The organism is Paenibacillus sp. P32E (genome assembly GCF_001909085.1).
Classification (GTDB): Bacteria; Bacillota; Bacilli; order Paenibacillales; family Paenibacillaceae; genus Paenibacillus_AQ; species Paenibacillus_AQ helianthi.
The window spans coordinates 243,350-260,039 of the sequence record NZ_LVYY01000076.1 but is presented as its reverse complement, the minus strand read 5'-3'; the positions used below and the strand labels follow the sequence as shown (position 1 = coordinate 260,039).

Here is a 16,690-nt window from a genome sequence, read left to right as displayed (position 1 = left end):
AAAAGGGCTCGGACCCGTTCCGTTAGAAAGACCGACCTCCACCCCTTAGTTAGATGTGACGAAGGAATGAAAGGGCTATGACCCGTTGAGACATGGGAGTGAGAATCGCTAGGGCGAAGTGGAGACGTGCGCATAATGGAACAATATGGGTAATCCTTATGCACCCTTTATTTACGCATGCCCAATTCTCCATCTCCCAGCCACCGGCTCCTTCATCATCTTCTTCTTCACTTTAACTACAGGATGAAATCCTGCGAATTCATGAGTCTGAGTGAGGAAACTGAATCATTTCGAGGGAGTTGAACGGCTTTTGGGTACTCTGAACCACTCGCTCTCTTTAGCTCTCTAATAAAACTTTGCTGTTTATTTACTAAAAGTGGTCTGTCATTTGTCTAACATTTTTGAAAAGTACTTAGGAGCCTCCTTAAAACCTTGTCTCTCATAAAATTTATGAGCATCTATTCTTCTGGAATGACAATGAACTTGGATACTGTCACATCCCCTTTTTCTGGAAGAGGCAGAGGCAAATTCCTCTAATTCCTTTCCAATTCCTTTACTTCTAATAGAAGAGTCCACAACAAAATAACTAATTGATGCGATATCTCCTTTCATACCCAATTGTGGGATATAATGCAGGGAAATACAGGCAGTAACCCTTCCTTCAGCTTCATAAACCATCAATTCTTCATTGGGGTCAGCAAGAAGCCTTTCCATGTTCTCTTTAATAAAAAATTCGGTGTCCGGGTAGCCTAATTGCATCAATAATTTGGATATATCTTTTCTATCCTCCAATTTCGCAACTCTAATCATAGATTTCATCTCCATTCATTTCTCACTTTATAAGGTGTCGCTCGACATAAATCTCTATCGGTAACCCAGTCATCGTAATCATAGTATTATATTAGCGAAATTACTAGAACCACGGTGTGGCTATTTCATTGCAGGTGTGGTTTATTGTTAATAGACTATAACTCAATAAAATGTCAGCTATATAGATTGAACTAATGATTTTTATGTTTTAGGATTGCCGTGACTCCAGAGAATATTTGGACTTCCGGCCGCTGTTGTCTGCAGATTTCTTGATGTTTCTGGATTTTATTGCTAACGTTCCCCGTTAGAGTTTAATGTACAATTTCGAGCCAGCCAACAAGTCTGACTCCCACACGACCCCACATTTTTGTTATAACAATATATTCCTTTTACTTTATATTAGGGGTCACATTACGAAACAAAAAAAATCGTACGTTTGGAAATAATGAAAAACCAATTTCTATTTCACAAGGAATTTCGACCTTCTCCATATTTAGTATCTTAATTTTACTCTTGTTCGAAACAAAATAGATCGGCAATGGTATCTGCAGTTCATTTGGAGTAACCCTGCCCAATTAAAATAAAAACCGCCAAGACTACCCGACGGTTAAATATTATGCTATTCACTCCATTGGAGCATACCAACTTACTGAATGTTGATAATCTACGTTTTCGATCCATTTTTTTGCCGACTTTCCGTCTGGCTCGGAAATCCAAACATCATTATTACCCCAATTCGATCGTGTCCAAGTTAATTTTTGATTTAGATACAGAAATTCAGGGTTAAAATCACCATACCCGATAGGTGGGAAACTTATTTGCTTTTGATCTTTGTTTTGAATATCAATTCTAAATAAAATCGGCAGTGCCCTCTTGGAGGGTTTATTTGACCATTCTATTTCAGGTGACCTGGAAACAATTACATTCTTATCGCTCTGCCATGTAAAACTTAGATCAACAAAATTTTCGGGTGTCAAAATAAGAGATTGCAAAGCAGGGAGTTCTTTTACTTTCAAATGTTTGTTCTTGAATCCAAAGATCATTCTACCGCCACCTTGAATGTATCCCAATAAATTGCTGCTGGGTGCCCAATTAAATGCAAACCCCGAAGCCATCTCATCGAGAGGTTCAAACTTCTTTCCATCCGAAGATAACACGCAAAGCATATTGCTATCCATAGACCATGAAGCAGTTGGATGGACAATAAAAGCAATCCATTTTTTATCAGCAGACCATTCGAAACTAGACGTACCTATTGCCAATATTTCAATATTACCTTTCTTCAAATTCCCAGGGATGGTGAAAAATTGTTGCACATTTTTAGTTAAGTCTTCAACTTTTAGGTCCTTTCCTAAGGGAACCTTAAAAAGTATAGGGTTTGTCCATCCATTTGGGAGTAGATTTGCACTTGATGAAACCAAAAAGCCACTTCCATCTGGCATCCATGAGAAACTACTGACACCTAGGGCTACATTCGTAAAACTTTTAGGTTTTCCCAAACGAATGTCTGAAATATCCAGAACGCTGCGGTCTTGGAAGGCAAGAACATTTTTATCTGGTGCCCATTGACAGTTTGAGCCTCCCTCATGATACACCTGGTAGCTTTTCATGCCCAGGGTATCATAAACCCATATTCCATCCTTTTTCGTATAGGCAATCCATTTCCCATCATATGACCAAACAGGTGAATCCACACGCGAATCATTAGTTATTTGTTTTTCCACTTTATCGACTTTCAACCAAAGATTCTCTTCGCGGATAAAAGCGGCTTTCAATGTACTTTCTGCATGAGTTAGTCAGCTAGTCTAATACTTTGTTTTCTCAGTCTACAACTTTATTTTCCCAGTCTAACACTTTATTTTTCAGTCTAATACTTTATTTTCTTTGGACAGTCTAATCGATTGACAGCAGCATTTACGACACGAACGAGGTGGTTTTCGGGAATATCTTCTTCCATATCCATTGGCAAGTAAAGTTGGTCCATGGTATATTGAATGTACAAAAGAAACCTCTCCTTGATTGAAAATGGTTGGCCGCACTTCCATTTTACCAAAGAAAGGTTTCTTTTTTTATGATTTTAGAAGGATTGTAGATACGGTTCCCACTTAAACAGCGGAGAGAACGGAATGATTGTGGAAAAGCGGCAGCGTTCGCCTTGGTCTCCGGATTTTCACCGCTAAGGGGAATGAAAAAAATCTGGAGACCACAGCGATTGGAACAACGTTTCGTTCGCGGAGCGTCCTCACCAAGCGCAACCGTCTATCCAACTCTAAAAACAAGGGGCGTCCCAGCCATTTCATGGCTTATGGGACACCCCCTCAGGTATCCGTTTCAGCGAGAAATAGAAGGATGATTTATAGTGTGAAACATATAAATCCTTATATTTGTAAAAAGGCAGTCCCGGACGTTCTTCCGGACTGCCTTTTTTGTTAAAAACCAGATTAGATGTCCTCTCCGCTAATCCGGTTCAGGAACTGCAGCGCGCGCGGATTCGTTGTATGCTCCAGCACTTCAGCCGGTGTCCCCTGCTCCAGGATTACACCGTCATCCATCAATATAATCTGATCCGCCACATCTGCGGCGAATTTCATCTCATGGGTAACAATGACCATCGTCATGCCTTCGGCGGCAAGCTGCTTGATTACCTTCAATACCTCGCCTACCAGCTCAGGATCGAGTGCCGAGGTGGGCTCATCGAACAGCAGTACTTCAGGCTCCACGGCCATCGCCCGCGCAATGGCGACACGCTGCTGCTGTCCGCCCGATAATTGATGCGGGTAGGCATCCACCTTGTCCGCAAGGCCAACCTTGGCGAGCAGCTCGATGCCGCGCTTGCGGGCTTCCTCCTTCGGGCGTTTCTGGACGGTAACCTGACCCTCCATCACATTTCCCAATGCGGTCATATGCGGGAACAAATTATAGGACTGAAAGACCATTCCGGTCCGCTGGCGGAGCGCAAGTATCGAACGCTGCGGGATTTTGCCGCCGGTTGTGAAATTCAGCTTCAGATCAGCCAGTGCCAGGCTTCCCTGGTCAGGCTGTTCCAACAGATTGAAGCAGCGCAGCAGGGTTGTTTTTCCAGATCCGGAAGGGCCTATTATAACGAGTACTTTGCCATGTTCAACGGTGAGGTCTACACCCTTCAGCACTTGGAGGGGGCCGAACGATTTATGCAAGTCACGAATTTCAATCACGGGTACTCCTCCTTATCTCGCCGAGTAACGGTCGAGCCGCTTCTCCAGGTGATTTTGCAGAACGGATAGCACGGAACAAAACAGCAGATAAAACAGAGCCGCTTCACAGTATAACAGCAGCGGTTCATAGGTGGTTGCCGTAATCTGCTGCGCTGTTTTGAAAATCTCTACATAAGTGATTGTCGCTGCAAGTGAAGTGTCCTTAACGAGGCTGATAAAAGAATTGGACAACGGTGGAACCGAAACACGCGCTGCCTGAGGGAGAATGACTCTGCGCAGCGCCTGTCCCCGTGTCATTCCGACAGAGAATGCTGCTTCCCATTGGCCTTTATGTATAGACAGAATCGCGGCCCGCACAATCTCGGAGGAATAAGCGCCCACGCTGAGCGTGAATCCTATCGTAGCAGCAATAAAAGGATCAAGTATGATGCCTACCGCCGGCAAGCCGTAAAAAATAATAAACAGTTGCACCAGGAGAGGTGTGCCCCGGATTATCCAAACGTAAAAGCGGGCGATCAGCTTCGGCAAGGTCCATGGCGAAAGGCGGATCAGTGCGGTCAATACAGCCAGCAGAAGCCCCAAGATAAATGAAACGACAGCCAGCGGAATGGTAAAAGCCACCCCGGCTTTGAGCAGGGGCAGCATCGAATCCAGGAAAATTTGTATTTTACGGTCATCCATAGTTCAGACATCCTTCTCTAGACTATGGGCGGCCTCGGCCGCCCTCGTCTACCCGTTATTATTTGGAAACGTCAGCGCCAAAATACTTCTCGGAAATCTTCAGGTATGAACCGTCACTCTTCATAGCTGCCAGAGCTTCGTTCACAGCGGCTACCAGTTCATCGTTGCCTTTCAGGAAGACAGCCGCACTCTGAGAGCCCTCTGCAATTTCGTCAACAACCTTGATTTTCACATCCGGCTTCTGCTTCTTCAGATCCAGATAGGATAGGCCGTCATTCACGGTTGCATCAATGCGCCCTGAGGTCAGCAGATCAATGGCTTGATTAAAACCGTCGGTTGCCACGATTTCCGCTCCGTTCTTACGGGCGATATCAGACAGATTACTGGTCATAGACTGGCCGGCTTTCTTACCTTTCAGATCGGCGAAGGTCTTGATATCTTCATTCTTCTCGCCAACGATCAGCACAGCTTTGGAGACAATATAAGGGTCCGAGAAATCGTACTTCACCTTGCGTTCGTCGGTAATGGAAACTTCATTAAAGATAACATCAAAGCGCTTCGCGTCCATCCCGGCAAAAATGCCGTCCCACTGGGTTTCGAAAAATTCTGCTTTTACTCCCAGCCGCTTGGCCACCTCTTCAGCGATCTCTACGTCAAAGCCGGTTAGCTTGCCGGAAGCATCATGGAAGGTAAATGGTGCATAGGTACCCTCGGTCCCAATACGCAGCTTACCGCTGGCTTTGATGGCCTCCAGGCTGTTTTGTTCCGCAGCTGCTGCAGCTCCTTCAGTAGGTGCTGCCGAAGACTCGGCTGCTGAATTTTTGCCTCCGGCATTATTGTTATTATTGCCACAAGCTGCTAGCAGTACCACTGTAAGCAGCAATAGAATAGTCAAACTAAGTTTTTTCATAAATCGATAACCCCTCTCGTCTCATTCTCTGTATGTACCAGCTGTTCACCGGCAAGTTGAATAGTAACACCGTCACATCAGCGGAGTCAATAGTTTTTCCGATAATAAACATCGGAATTATGATGTAAGCGTTTGAACCGCTATTTTCCTTATCTTAAGCCTGCCGGTATTGAGATAGCTTACCCCAAAACATATTAAATTCCCCAGAGAAATCAGGTACAAAAAGTGGAAACAGCTTCGCAGTCTTTATAGCGCCTCTACAATAAAAAAATCCCCGCAGCACCTGAATGCTGAACGGAGATATTTGCACTAACCCATATGTTATTTGACTGCATTTACAGAAACTAACTATGCATCATTTCAGGCTGAACCTTTGACTTGGAGCCGTCTTCCCCGACTCTGCGCCCTCTCCGCAGAAGTAAGCCCAGCATAGCACCGCCCAGAGCAACGAAAATCATAATGTGAAAGGTATCATCAAACCCTTTGGCAAGAACGGTTTGTGTAGCCAGCTTCAAGGCTTCGGGTGAAGCTTCTGCCGCGCTCTTGCCGGCTGCAGCGGCAGCCTCTTGCATTTCCGCCCCGCGCGCAGCCGCTCTTGAGGTCAGGATAGTTACCAGTGTGGAAACAGCCAGAGAATTGATTACCTGCTGCATGGAATTGGTCAAGGAAGTGACCCGGTTAACCAAATGACTTGGCGCCTTGTTGAGCAGATGTGTATTCATTGGCATCACCATCATTCCCATGCCTGCACCGCACATGATCAGCGGCAGAATCAGGTCCCTGCTCTGCGTGGTAAGATCCACATGAGAATACTGGTACAACGCACCCGAAACCAGGCTGAGTCCGCAGACCACCAGCCAGCGAACTCCGATCTTGTCGAACAAAATCCCGGCAATGGGCATCATAAGGCCAGAGGCAATTGCCTGGGGCAGCAGGGTAAGACCCGTATCAAATGCTCCGAAGCCGCGGGCCTGCTGAAGAAACTGCGGGAGCAGGAACAGCGCACCGTACAAGCCGAACTGTGCAATCCATTGTACAACAATCCCTGTGCTGAAATCGACCGAGCGAAGAATACGCAGTTCCAGGAGCGGTGTCTCCGAACGAAACTCAGCAATGACAAAAGCGATTAAGGCCACAGCACCGAGGGATAAACCGATCAGTGTTTTGTCCGAAGTCCAGCTGTCCGCTCCCTGGCTCACCCCGTAAGACAGAGAAGCAAAGGCAAGGGGCCCAAGAATGATCCCAAGCTTATCCATCCCCGGCACCTGGCTGCGTTCCGATTGAGGCAGCTTGCGGGAACCAATCAGAAGACAAATGATTCCAATGGGAATATTAATGAGGAAGATCCAGCGCCAGGAATGATACTCCACTAACCAGCCGGACAGCACGGGACCGATAGCCGGAGCGAACAGCACCGGAATACCCATGATCCCCATGACTACGCCTACCTTGCTCTTGGGTGCCAGTTTGTACACATATGCCATCCCGACAGGAAGCACACAACCTCCGCCCAGACCCTGCAGGACACGGAACGCAATCAGCCATTCTGCACGGCTTGGTGTTGCACAGAGAATTGAACCCATAGTGAATACGATAACTGCAGTCAGAAAAACAGTCTTGGCCCCAAAGCGGTCAGACAGCCAGCCGGACAACGGGATCACCGAGGCCTGGGCCAGCATGTACCCGGTCACAATCCATTGCAATGTATTTAGATCCGTATTAAAATCCTTGACCAGCGTTGACAAAGCCACATTCATAGCCGTACTGTCGAGCACCACCATGAATACACCGGCAATGATGGCCAGCAGCGGAACCAGAATGCTTGACAGGCGAAAATCGGCCTCCGGTTTCAGCGATTGCTCCATTCTCTATCTCCTCCTGGATTGAACTGCGCGCAGGTGGACTTATTGACCTCAGCGCAGCTTAATCGATATAATATATCTCTGAACGGACAACTGTCCGTATTTACATTTTTCAGTCTACGGACAATTGTCCGCTATGTCAATGGAGTTCACATATTTCCTGTAAATATATACTGTATTTCTGAAAGGAGCCTGTCATGAACCCGAGAGAACAAGGCAGCAACCCATCCTCAAACCCAATACCACCATCAAATCCATCCTCCTTCCGGAATAATCAGGACCCTTATGTCCAGCGTATTCTTGAGGCCGCCCGAGCGCTTTTTACTGAGAACGGTCTGGAAGGAGTCAGTATGTACGGCATTGCCAAGCAGGCAGGAATCGGCCAGGGCTCGCTCTACCGCAGATTCACGGACAAAGGTGAAATTTGCTCTGCCCTGCTCTCCACCAGCTCAGAGCGTTTTCTTACCCGTTTGGAGCAGGAGCTCCAAACCACTTTAGAAACAGACAGCTCCATTGAGGAACTGCGGAGCAGTATTGAACAAGTGGTGGATTTCATAGACCAGCATGCCGAGCTGCTGCAGATGATCAAGTCTGAGTTCACGGGTAAGAAACAGCTTACCCAGTTTGAACATCCGATTTTCCAGCGGCTGAATGCAGTTATGGCCGAGCGTCTGCGGAGGGTTGCTGATGACGGCAAGCTGATTGCTATTGATCCGCATTTTGCCGCAACTTCTCTGATCGCGGTCCTCAGCCCTGATCTCTATCTCTATCAGCAGAAACTTCACGGGTCGGGCAAAAAGGATATCCTGGAAGGGATTCTAACCCTATTCGTAACTGGACTGCAGCGGTCCTGAGCACACTTTCTTTTGACAACATTCTGGAATATGCTATATTAGTTAGCAGTTACGAATATAATATTGACCTGCTATTTCACTAGGGGAGTCTAATGACTGAGACGAAGCCTTAAGCTTCGGACCCTTGGAACCTGATCTGGATCATACCAGCGGAGGGAAGTGGAACAGAATCGATCAGCAGTGCCGCTTCACGCCTACTGCCTGAACCTTTCAGACCCATTTGCCTCCCCTGGAGACGGATGGGTCTTTATTGTGCTTCCGCAGTCCCGGAAGCAGATGCGTGCCAATGAAAGGAGGCTTAATACATACGAGTATGATCTCTATCACTAACCTGTCCTATGCTTTCAGCACTTCACCGCAGACGCCCGTATTCAGTAGGCTCTCGATGAACGTCCGCCGGGGCGAATTCATTTCTATTGTCGGTACCAGCGGCTGCGGAAAAAGCACCCTGTTCAAAATCATCGCCGGTCTGCTTCGGCATACAGGTGGCGAACTCAAAGTTCACGGAATGATCTCTGACGATCCATCGTCGCGCCTGGGCCAGGTCGCCTATATGCCGCAGCAGGATCTGCTGTTGCCCTGGAGAACCGTGATGGACAACTGCCTGCTGCCTTGGGAGCTGAAGCGAAAAGGCAGCAAGGCAGATGCTGTAAAGAATATTCGTGAGATGCTCGAACGGTTTGGCCTTGAAGGTACAGAGCGGCTCTACCCGCAGGAGCTGTCCGGGGGGATGCGTCAGCGGATCGCTATGCTCCGTACCCTTGCCGCTGGAAATGAGCTGATGCTGCTCGATGAGCCTTTTGGAGCACTGGATGCCATAACCAAGCGTGAACTGCACCGCTGGCTCCTGGAATTGTGGAGCAGCCTTAAGCAAACGGTTCTGTTCATCACCCACGATCTGGAGGAAGCGCTGCTGCTCAGTGACCGGATTTACTTGATGTCTGGAGGCAGCGGCGGTGTACAGGAATTCTCGGTGGATATCCCGCGGCCCAGACACTACCGGATGAACTATGAACCGAAGTTTATTACTTTGCGGGAGAATTTGGAGCGGAGGCTGCATGAGAGTATCTAGTAGCAGAACCTTTCTGCGCGAATATGGCCCCTTTGCCTTGCTGGTACTGGTTGCCCTAGCTGGCTGGGAGTTCGCTGCACGGCTGAAGCTTGTTCCAGCATTCATTCTCCCGGCTCCAACGGCTATATGGACGGCTCTGATGGAGCAGAAAGAGCTGCTCTTCGGAGAGCATTTACCCGCTACACTTCAGGAGGTTTTGCTCGGCTTTGTTCTGTCAGCAGCCTGCGGCATGCTGCTGGGTACGGGAATGCACATGTTCACTCCGGTTGAAAAGGCGCTATACCCCTTGCTGGTGATCAGTCAGACCATTCCGCTGATCGCGCTGTCACCCATTTTTATTATGTGGTTTGGCTATACCCTATGGAGCAAGGTTGCGGTGGTTTTCCTTACTGCCTTTTTCCCGGTGGTAGTAGGGACCTTTGACGGTCTGCGCAAAAGCGGTGCTATGTACAAAGAACTGCTGCTCACACTTGGTGCGACCCGCTGGCAAATTCTGCGAAAGACCCAGATTCCGCCTGCACTGCCCTCTTTGTTCTCTGGTCTCAAGCTCTCTATGGTCTACTGCGTCATTGGCGCGACGATTGGGGAATGGCTGGGCGGTAGCCGGGGGCTCGGCTATTTCAGCCGGCGGATGGCGGGCAATCTGCAAAGTGCGGAAATGTTCGCCGCAGTATTTCTTTTATCTGCACTCGGAATCATTCTGTTTCTATTTATTGTGCTGCTCGAAAAAATTATTTTGCAGAAAAGAGGCATTCATCGATGAAACTGATCCCTTCTGAACCTCCCTTTAGAAAAAGGAAACTCCCTTTGCTCCCCTTATTGCTGCTTCTGTGTCTGGGACTTGCTGCGACAGGCTGTGGGAACAGCAATGATAAGTCTCCAGCCAGCTCTGCATCAGCGGATCAAGGCGGGCAGCCCCACAAGCTGACGATTATGCTCGACTGGTACCCGAACGCAGTCCACTCCTTCCTGTACGCCGCCCAGCAGAACGGCTATTTTGCCGACGAAGGGCTTACTGTGGATATCCAAATGCCCGCTGACAGCAATGATGCCCTGAAGCTCGTAGCCGCAGGTAAAGTTGACCTGGCCCTAAGTTACCAGCCGCAGGTGCTGATGGCACGGGGTGAGCAGATTCCGGTGAAGTCTGTTGCTGCGATCGTCAGACATCCGCTTAATCATCTGATGGTTCCGGCTGACAGCGGGATCAAGAGCCCAAAGGACCTGGCAGGCAAAAATGCCGGATACTCCTCGATCCCTCTCTATGAAGCTATGCTGAAAACCATGGTCAAAAGCGATGGCGGAGATCCTGGAGCAGTAACCCTGACCGATGTGGGTTTTGACCTGATTCCAGCCATTACAACCGGGCGTGTCGATGGCATTATTGGCGGATTTATTAACCATGAACAGTTGATTCTAGAAAAGGAAGGCCATCCGGTCATTTCGCTGAATCCAACCGATTACGGCGTCCCCGATTATTATGAGCTAGTCTTGGTCGCCAGCGACCAGGGCCTGCAGAATTCTGAAGGCTATATCCAGAAGTTTATCCAGGCAGCACGTAAAGGACAGCAATTCGTTGCGGATCACCCGCAGGAGGCACTTAACCTCCTTCTGGCTCATGAGGATGCAACGGCTCCACTCGACAAAGACATCGAGTCCAAAAGCCTGCAGCTGCTGCTGCCCCTAATGGACGCCGGCAGTGAGCCGTTTGGCTATCAGGACCCTGCATCATGGAAAAAGGTACAAACCTGGCTGAGTGATAACGGGCTGCTGAATGGCAAGGTGAAGACCGCGGAGGCTTTTATTAACTTGTAAATGAGAATTCATAAATGCTCATATAACTAAGTCTACGCTTCTGGAGCGAGTTTTGTACGAAGTGAGTTCATAGAAGCAAGGCTGACAAAACTTTTAGGAGGAATACTCATGTCTTTCTTATCCAAAGTGCGGGACAGCAATCCGCTGGTGCATAACATTACCAATATTGTGGTCGCGAACTTCAGTGCGAACGGACTGCTGGCACTCGGGGCTTCGCCTTTTATGGCGGATGCACATGAAGAAGTCGCGGATATTGCCGCTATGTCTGGTGCAGTAGTGCTCAATATCGGTACACTCAATGACTACGCCATTGATTCGATGCTAATTGCCGGACTGGCAGCGAACCGTCATCATGTGCCGGTTGTCCTTGACCCCGTAGGTGCCGGAGCCACTGCTTACCGCACCGAAGTAACCCATAGGCTGGTCAACCAAATGCAGATCACCGCGCTGCGCGGCAACGTCGCTGAAGTGGCCCATGTGGTAGGCGAGAGCTGGAACATCAAAGGTGTGGATGCCGGTACCGGAGACGGTGATGTGGTGGCATTGGCTGTAAAAGCTGCGCTGAAGCTGAACTGTGTGGTGATCATCACCGGTAAAGAGGATGTTATCACGGATGGCAGCACCACCTACGTAGTCAGCAACGGCCACCCTGTACTGACTAAGGTTACCGGCACCGGATGCCTGCTCAGTGCAGTCGTCGGCGCTTTCCTGGCAGCTAGCGGCGGCGCCTGGCTGGAAGCAGCTGCAGAAGCTATATCCTTCTATGGCGTTGCCGCTGAAATTGCGGCCAATCGGTCGTGCCAACAGGGAGTCGGCAGCTTCCAGATCGAGTTCCTGAATCAGCTGGCTCTCGTTACCCCGGAAGTATACGCAGAGCGCTCCCGCATACAACGACTTGAACAATGATAACATTTTCACCAAAGGAGAGCTTGCGATGACAGAGCCTACAAGGAATAAAATATTCAAAGCATTGACAATTGCCGGTTCCGACTCCGGGGGTGGGGCTGGCATTCAGGCCGATCTTAAAACCTTCCAAGAGCTGGGGGTATACGGTATGTCCGCGCTTACTGCAGTGACAGCACAGAACACCTTAGGTGTTCAAGGCGTATATCCGCTGGAAGCGGATGCCGTTACCGCACAGCTTGATTCCATCGGAACCGATCTTACACCGGATGCTGTCAAAACAGGCATGCTGTTCAGTAGCGGACTCATCCTTGCAGTTGCCGAAAAGGTGAGCCAATATGGCTGGGACCATCTGGTCGTTGATCCGGTTATGGTTGCCAAAGGCGGTTCTCCCCTGCTCCAGCAGGAAGCCGTACAGGCACTGATCCGCTATCTGCTGCCACTGGCCCTGGCTGTAACACCCAATATCCCTGAAGCAGAAATTCTGAGCGGAATGAAGATTTCGGGCATGGCAGACCGCGAGACAGCAGCCAGACTTATTCATGCCATGGGACCGCGCTATGTGGTGCTCAAGGGTGGTCATGTTGATGAAGATAGCCCTATGGTAACTGACCTTGTATTTGATGGAGAGAAGTTCACTTATTGGGAAAGTCCACGTGTTGCAACTCAGCATACCCACGGAACCGGCTGTACTTACTCCGCTGCCCTTACCGCAGAACTTGCACAACACAAAACGGTCCCTGAAGCGATTCAGACAGCCAAGGCTTTTATCCATGCAGCCATTGAAGACGGCTTGAATATCGGTTCCGGACACGGGCCGACGAACCACTTCGCCTATCAGAACAGAATGAGGGGGAGGCGCTGATATGCAGCGGATAGACAGCGAAGATATGCGCAGACTGCTGAAACTATATTTCATTATGGGCAGTGTGAACTGCCGGAAGGCTCCACTGGAATCACTCTCTGAAGCGATTGAGGGCGGGATTACCTTGTTCCAGTATCGCGAAAAAGGCCGGACCGCTTTCACCGGCCAGGCCTATGTCGAGCTTGCCCGGCAGCTCCAGCAGCGTTGCCGGGAGTGCCAGGTGCCTTTTATCGTAAACGATGACATTGAGCTGGCGGTTGCCCTGGATGCGGACGGTGTTCACGTTGGACAGGACGATGAACCTGCCCGTTCGATCCGCGAGCGGCTGGGAGCGCATAAAATCATCGGGGTATCCGCCCATACGCTGGAAGAAGGCCAACAGGCTATTGCGGACGGTGCCGATTATCTGGGCGTCGGGCCGGTCTATCCCACTTCTTCCAAGGACGATGCTGAAGCGGTTCAGGGTACCGCTGTGATAGAGACGCTGCGCCGCAGCGGACTTACCATTCCCCTGGTTGGAATCGGAGGTATCACCGTGGATAATGCAGTCCCTGTAATAAAGGCTGGAGCGGATGGAATCTCTGTGATCTCTGCGATTGCCGGAGCAGACAACATCAGTGCTGCTGCGCGGAAGTTCCTTATGGTGATATAACCAAAAAGCACAGCCGCCGTTCTTCGATTGGCGTTGTGCTTTTTTACGTGGCAGATATGAATCCTCAGCTCCATCTACCCATTATAACGGTGTGATAATACTTGCCGTCAGATAGAAGCTTGTCGTTCTTCAAAAGGCCTTCCTCTTCAAATCCCAGTTTCTGATAGAGTGCGATAGCCTTGTTGTTCGTTTCCAGGACTTTCAATGTGATTTTGCGGATGCCGCTGGCTTCCGCCCAGTGGATGGAGGCGGCCAGCAGCTGGCTGCCAATCCCAACTCCCCAGTATTCCTGCAGCACACCAATACCAAATTCCACTTGATGAGACAAGCGTTTCAAGCTAGTTCCCTCACATCTGGAGAATCCGGCCAGCCTGCCGTCAATCTCTGCCACTAAAAAAAGGTTTTTGAGGTTAGCGGCATCATTTAAGATGAGCTCTTCAAAGCCCGCCGCATCCATATACGCCTCCCCTTGTTCCCTATCCAAATTCTCCGTCTCTCCATCGATTTGCAGCCGAATTTCAGACAGCATCCCGGCATCTGCGGGGGCTGCTTCCCGAATCGTAATGCTTTTGCCGCCGCGTTCATATTGCCATGATTCCATTTTCATGATGTACTCCCTTTCCTGAGGAATTCAGCTGTATGCACTTCCAATATTAAACATGCTGACGGTTTAGTCAATGTTGTTCGTGCTTGACTATACCAAATTATTGGTTTACTTTATAAACAGTTCACATTGATAACTTTTCTTCAAAGGCAGGTGCAGCATGGCTGATCGTGAGCAAACCATAGAAGTGTATCAATCTTATTTTGCAGTAGCCCGTCAGCTTAAGAAGCTGGCACATCAAAGCGCGGCGGACCTTGGGCTGACCGTGCATCAGATCGGCATCCTGAATTTCCTTCTACAGCATCCGGGGCAGACCCAGAAGGAAGTTACGGAACGCCTGGTATTTAACAAAAGCCGGGTCAGTCTGCATATTGATGCGCTGGCGCTCAAGGGACTGGTCACCCGCACAGTTTCGGAGCTGGACCGCAGAGAGACGATGCTATACCTCACCACCGAAGGTGAGATGCTGTGCAAGCGCTATAACGAGGAAGCTTGGTCCCATAAGGTGCTCGGGGAAGCCCTGGCACCCTTCAAGGAGGATGAGCTGCGTCAGCTTATTCATATGAACAAACAGCTGCTGCTGCATCTGAATTCCTAAATCAATAGAAGCTGGTGATGAGAATGTCCCGAGGTTTTGGACCGGGCAGCCCCCATGGCCGATTGAAATTCGACGACGACGCGCAAAAAGCCAATCTCAGCAAAGCTCTCCTGCTCCGCATCGTGAAATTTTTCATGCCCTACTGGAAACAAACCCTGCTCGTAATGGCGGTGCTGATTGTGACCGCTGGACTTGGACTCCTGCCTCCCCTGTTCATCCAGCAGATTATCGACCAGGCGCTTCCGGATAAAAATTTGCGGCTGCTCGTTCTGCTCGTTCTTGCTTCACTGGGTACAACTGTCGTGTCCGGCCTGCTGGGTGTGCTGCAGAATTATTTGAATTCATTTATCTCGCTGCACATTGTCTTCGATATGAAAAACCAAATGTACCGCCATTTGCAAAAGATGCCGCTGCAGTTCTACTCCGGGGTACAGCAAGGTGAAGTTATCACACGTATGACCAGCGACATTTCAGGGGTGCAGGGTGTATTCAGCAGCACAGTAGTCAATTTTGCCAGTAATCTGTTCATTCTCGTCTCCACTGCGGTTACGTTGTTCATCATGAACTGGAAGCTGGCGCTGGTCGGCATTCTTGTAATCCCTTTATTTATCTTCCCTACCCGCAAGATGGGCAATATCAGCTGGAAGCTGGCCAAGCAGACCCAGGAAAAAATTTCAGATCAAAATCAGATCATCCAGGAGACACTCAGCATCAGCGGGTATCTCCTTATGAAACTATTCACCAAAGAATCGGCAGAGTACGCCAAATTCCAGTCCATTAACTCGGAAGCCACAAGCCTGCAAATCCGGCAATCCATGGCCGGCCGCTGGTTCATGATGGTTCTGTCCACTTTTACCAGTATCGGTCCATTAATGATTTACTTATATGGCGGTTACCTGTTTATTCAGGGAGAGCTGTCCGTTGGGGCAATCGTAGCTTTTGTAGCTTTGCTGGGGAGACTCTATGGACCCGTGATGCAAATGACGAATCTCTATGTGGATATCAAGCGCTCTGCGGCGTTGTTTGAACGGATTTTTGACTATTTTGATATGAAGCCACAGATTGTAGACGAACCGGAGGCCAGGGTCATTCCCGCAGCCGGCAAGGATATCGGTTTTCACAACGTATCGTTTGCCTACCAGGCGGATAAAACAGCGCTGCACGGAATTTCGTTCACTGCTGCTGCCGGAACCTTAACTGCACTCGTCGGCCCAAGCGGCGCTGGAAAAACAACCGTCACCAACCTTATTCCGCGTCTCTATGATACAGATTCAGGCTCGATCACAATCGGTGGCAGCAACATCCGCGACTTTACACTGGATTCCCTGCGGTCACAGATAGGCCTTGTTACGCAGGACACCTATCTATTCAATGGAACGATCCGGGACAACCTGATGTACGCAGAAGACGGGGCCAGCGAGGCAGAAATGATTGCCGCATGCCAGGCAGCCTATATTCACGATTTTATTCTGAGTCTGCCGGAGGGGTACGACACCGTTGTGGGTAACCGGGGCATCAAGCTGTCCGGCGGCGAAAAGCAGCGGATTTCCATCGCCCGTGTGCTGCTGAAGAATCCGCCGATCATTATCATGGATGAAGCTACCTCCTCCCTTGACACAGCCTCCGAGTATTATATCCAGCAAGCCATGCATTCCCTGCTCCAGGGCAAGACCAGCATCGTGATCGCCCATCGGCTCTCTACCATCATGGCGGCGGATCAAATTCTCGTCGTTCAGAGCGGAGCTATCGTCGAGGAAGGAACACATGAGTCCCTTCTGGAGCATAACGGAGTATACAGAGATTTATACGACAAGCAATTCGAGTCCAAGGTTCTGGCCTAACAATTAGGAACACAGGCATATATCTTATATCA

Annotated in this window: 16 protein-coding genes and 1 riboswitch; of the genes, 9 read left to right on the top strand and 7 right to left on the bottom strand. The window is 49.3% G+C overall.

The features are described from left to right. Positions 1-384 precede the first annotated feature (384 nt). The 6 genes from A3848_RS29980 to A3848_RS29955 form a co-directional block, all read right to left on the bottom strand. Entirely contained in the window at positions 385-810 is a 426-nt protein-coding gene (locus A3848_RS29980; RefSeq protein ID WP_074088681.1) for a GNAT family N-acetyltransferase, read from the bottom strand. Positions 811-1,433: 623 nt separating this feature from the next. Further along, positions 1,434-2,585 (bottom strand): TolB family protein, encoded by a 1,152-nt coding sequence (locus tag A3848_RS29975; RefSeq protein ID WP_178382106.1) that lies wholly within the window; start codon positions 2,583-2,585, stop codon positions 1,434-1,436. A gap of 666 nt (positions 2,586-3,251) precedes the next feature. Then, the gene (locus A3848_RS29970; protein ID WP_074088679.1) at positions 3,252-4,004 is read right to left on the bottom strand and encodes an amino acid ABC transporter ATP-binding protein; all 753 of its coding nucleotides are present in this window, start codon (positions 4,002-4,004) and stop codon (positions 3,252-3,254) included. Positions 4,005-4,016: 12 nt separating this feature from the next. Further along, a complete protein-coding gene (locus A3848_RS29965; protein WP_074088678.1) occupies positions 4,017-4,685 on the bottom strand; it encodes an amino acid ABC transporter permease in 669 nt (222 codons plus the stop codon). A gap of 58 nt (positions 4,686-4,743) precedes the next feature. Then, positions 4,744-5,595, bottom strand: coding sequence for an amino acid ABC transporter substrate-binding protein (locus tag A3848_RS29960; RefSeq protein WP_074088677.1), 852 nt, complete (start codon positions 5,593-5,595; stop codon positions 4,744-4,746). A gap of 344 nt (positions 5,596-5,939) precedes the next feature. Further along, on the bottom strand, positions 5,940-7,460 hold the full coding sequence (locus A3848_RS29955; RefSeq protein ID WP_074088676.1) for a DHA2 family efflux MFS transporter permease subunit: 1,521 nt from the start codon (positions 7,458-7,460) through the stop codon (positions 5,940-5,942). Positions 7,461-7,654: 194 nt separating this feature from the next. Between A3848_RS29955 and A3848_RS29950 the strand changes: the two genes are divergently transcribed. The 7 genes from A3848_RS29950 to thiE all read left to right on the top strand — a co-directional run bounded on the left by A3848_RS29950 (position 7,655) and on the right by thiE (position 13,615). Further along, on the top strand, positions 7,655-8,311 hold the full coding sequence (locus tag A3848_RS29950) for a TetR/AcrR family transcriptional regulator (protein WP_074088675.1): 657 nt from the start codon (positions 7,655-7,657) through the stop codon (positions 8,309-8,311). 71 nt (positions 8,312-8,382) lie between these two features. Then, a riboswitch (TPP riboswitch) is annotated at positions 8,383-8,486 on the top strand. A gap of 111 nt (positions 8,487-8,597) precedes the next feature. After that, positions 8,598-9,383 carry an ABC transporter ATP-binding protein gene (locus A3848_RS29945; RefSeq protein WP_256702595.1) on the top strand — a complete coding sequence of 262 codons (786 nt, stop codon included), beginning with the start codon at positions 8,598-8,600 and terminating at the stop codon, positions 9,381-9,383. Further along, entirely contained in the window at positions 9,370-10,146 is a 777-nt protein-coding gene (locus A3848_RS29940; RefSeq protein WP_074088674.1) for an ABC transporter permease, read from the top strand. Before A3848_RS29945 ends, A3848_RS29940 begins: the two co-directional genes overlap by 14 nt. Then, complete coding sequence (locus tag A3848_RS29935) at positions 10,143-11,195, top strand: ABC transporter substrate-binding protein (RefSeq protein WP_074088673.1); 1,053 nt, start codon at positions 10,143-10,145, stop codon at positions 11,193-11,195. Before A3848_RS29940 ends, A3848_RS29935 begins: the two co-directional genes overlap by 4 nt. A 102-nt stretch (positions 11,196-11,297) precedes the next feature. Further along, the gene (thiM, locus tag A3848_RS29930; protein ID WP_256702597.1) at positions 11,298-12,101 is read left to right on the top strand and encodes a hydroxyethylthiazole kinase; all 804 of its coding nucleotides are present in this window, start codon (positions 11,298-11,300) and stop codon (positions 12,099-12,101) included. A 28-nt stretch (positions 12,102-12,129) separates the two neighbouring features. Next, on the top strand, positions 12,130-12,963 hold the full coding sequence (thiD, locus tag A3848_RS29925; protein ID WP_074088671.1) for a bifunctional hydroxymethylpyrimidine kinase/phosphomethylpyrimidine kinase: 834 nt from the start codon (positions 12,130-12,132) through the stop codon (positions 12,961-12,963). A gap of 1 nt (position 12,964) precedes the next feature. Continuing rightward, positions 12,965-13,615, top strand: coding sequence for a thiamine phosphate synthase (gene thiE, locus A3848_RS29920; RefSeq protein ID WP_074088670.1), 651 nt, complete (start codon positions 12,965-12,967; stop codon positions 13,613-13,615). Positions 13,616-13,679: 64 nt separating this feature from the next. On the opposite strand, the gene A3848_RS29915 is transcribed toward thiE, so the two are convergent. Then, on the bottom strand, positions 13,680-14,222 hold the full coding sequence (locus tag A3848_RS29915) for a GNAT family N-acetyltransferase (RefSeq protein ID WP_074088669.1): 543 nt from the start codon (positions 14,220-14,222) through the stop codon (positions 13,680-13,682). 157 nt (positions 14,223-14,379) lie between these two features. On the opposite strand from A3848_RS29915, the gene A3848_RS29910 reads away from it, so the two are divergent. After that, positions 14,380-14,817, top strand: coding sequence for a MarR family winged helix-turn-helix transcriptional regulator (locus A3848_RS29910; RefSeq protein WP_074088668.1), 438 nt, complete (start codon positions 14,380-14,382; stop codon positions 14,815-14,817). Positions 14,818-14,834: 17 nt separating this feature from the next. After that, a complete protein-coding gene (locus A3848_RS29905; RefSeq protein ID WP_256702594.1) occupies positions 14,835-16,658 on the top strand; it encodes an ABC transporter ATP-binding protein in 1,824 nt (607 codons plus the stop codon). Positions 16,659-16,690 lie beyond the last annotated feature (32 nt).

What these genes read in the sequence shown, in the direction of transcription:
- A3848_RS29905 (WP_256702594.1), top strand. Translation starts at nt 14,835, where the DNA reads ATGAGAATGTCCCGAGGTTTTGGACCGGGCAGCCCCCATGGCCGATTG.
- thiE (WP_074088670.1), top strand. Translation starts at nt 12,965, where the DNA reads ATGCAGCGGATAGACAGCGAAGATATGCGCAGACTGCTGAAACTATAT.
- A3848_RS29960 (WP_074088677.1), bottom strand. Translation starts at nt 5,595, where the DNA reads ATGAAAAAACTTAGTTTGACTATTCTATTGCTGCTTACAGTGGTACTG.
- A3848_RS29950 (WP_074088675.1), top strand. Translation starts at nt 7,655, where the DNA reads ATGAACCCGAGAGAACAAGGCAGCAACCCATCCTCAAACCCAATACCA.
- A3848_RS29980 (WP_074088681.1), bottom strand. Translation starts at nt 810, where the DNA reads ATGATTAGAGTTGCGAAATTGGAGGATAGAAAAGATATATCCAAATTA.
- A3848_RS29910 (WP_074088668.1), top strand. Translation starts at nt 14,380, where the DNA reads ATGGCTGATCGTGAGCAAACCATAGAAGTGTATCAATCTTATTTTGCA.
- A3848_RS29955 (WP_074088676.1), bottom strand. Translation starts at nt 7,460, where the DNA reads ATGGAGCAATCGCTGAAACCGGAGGCCGATTTTCGCCTGTCAAGCATT.
- A3848_RS29915 (WP_074088669.1), bottom strand. Translation starts at nt 14,222, where the DNA reads ATGAAAATGGAATCATGGCAATATGAACGCGGCGGCAAAAGCATTACG.
- thiD (WP_074088671.1), top strand. Translation starts at nt 12,130, where the DNA reads ATGACAGAGCCTACAAGGAATAAAATATTCAAAGCATTGACAATTGCC.
- A3848_RS29965 (WP_074088678.1), bottom strand. Translation starts at nt 4,685, where the DNA reads ATGGATGACCGTAAAATACAAATTTTCCTGGATTCGATGCTGCCCCTG.
- A3848_RS29935 (WP_074088673.1), top strand. Translation starts at nt 10,143, where the DNA reads ATGAAACTGATCCCTTCTGAACCTCCCTTTAGAAAAAGGAAACTCCCT.
- A3848_RS29945 (WP_256702595.1), top strand. Translation starts at nt 8,598, where the DNA reads ATGAAAGGAGGCTTAATACATACGAGTATGATCTCTATCACTAACCTG.
- A3848_RS29940 (WP_074088674.1), top strand. Translation starts at nt 9,370, where the DNA reads ATGAGAGTATCTAGTAGCAGAACCTTTCTGCGCGAATATGGCCCCTTT.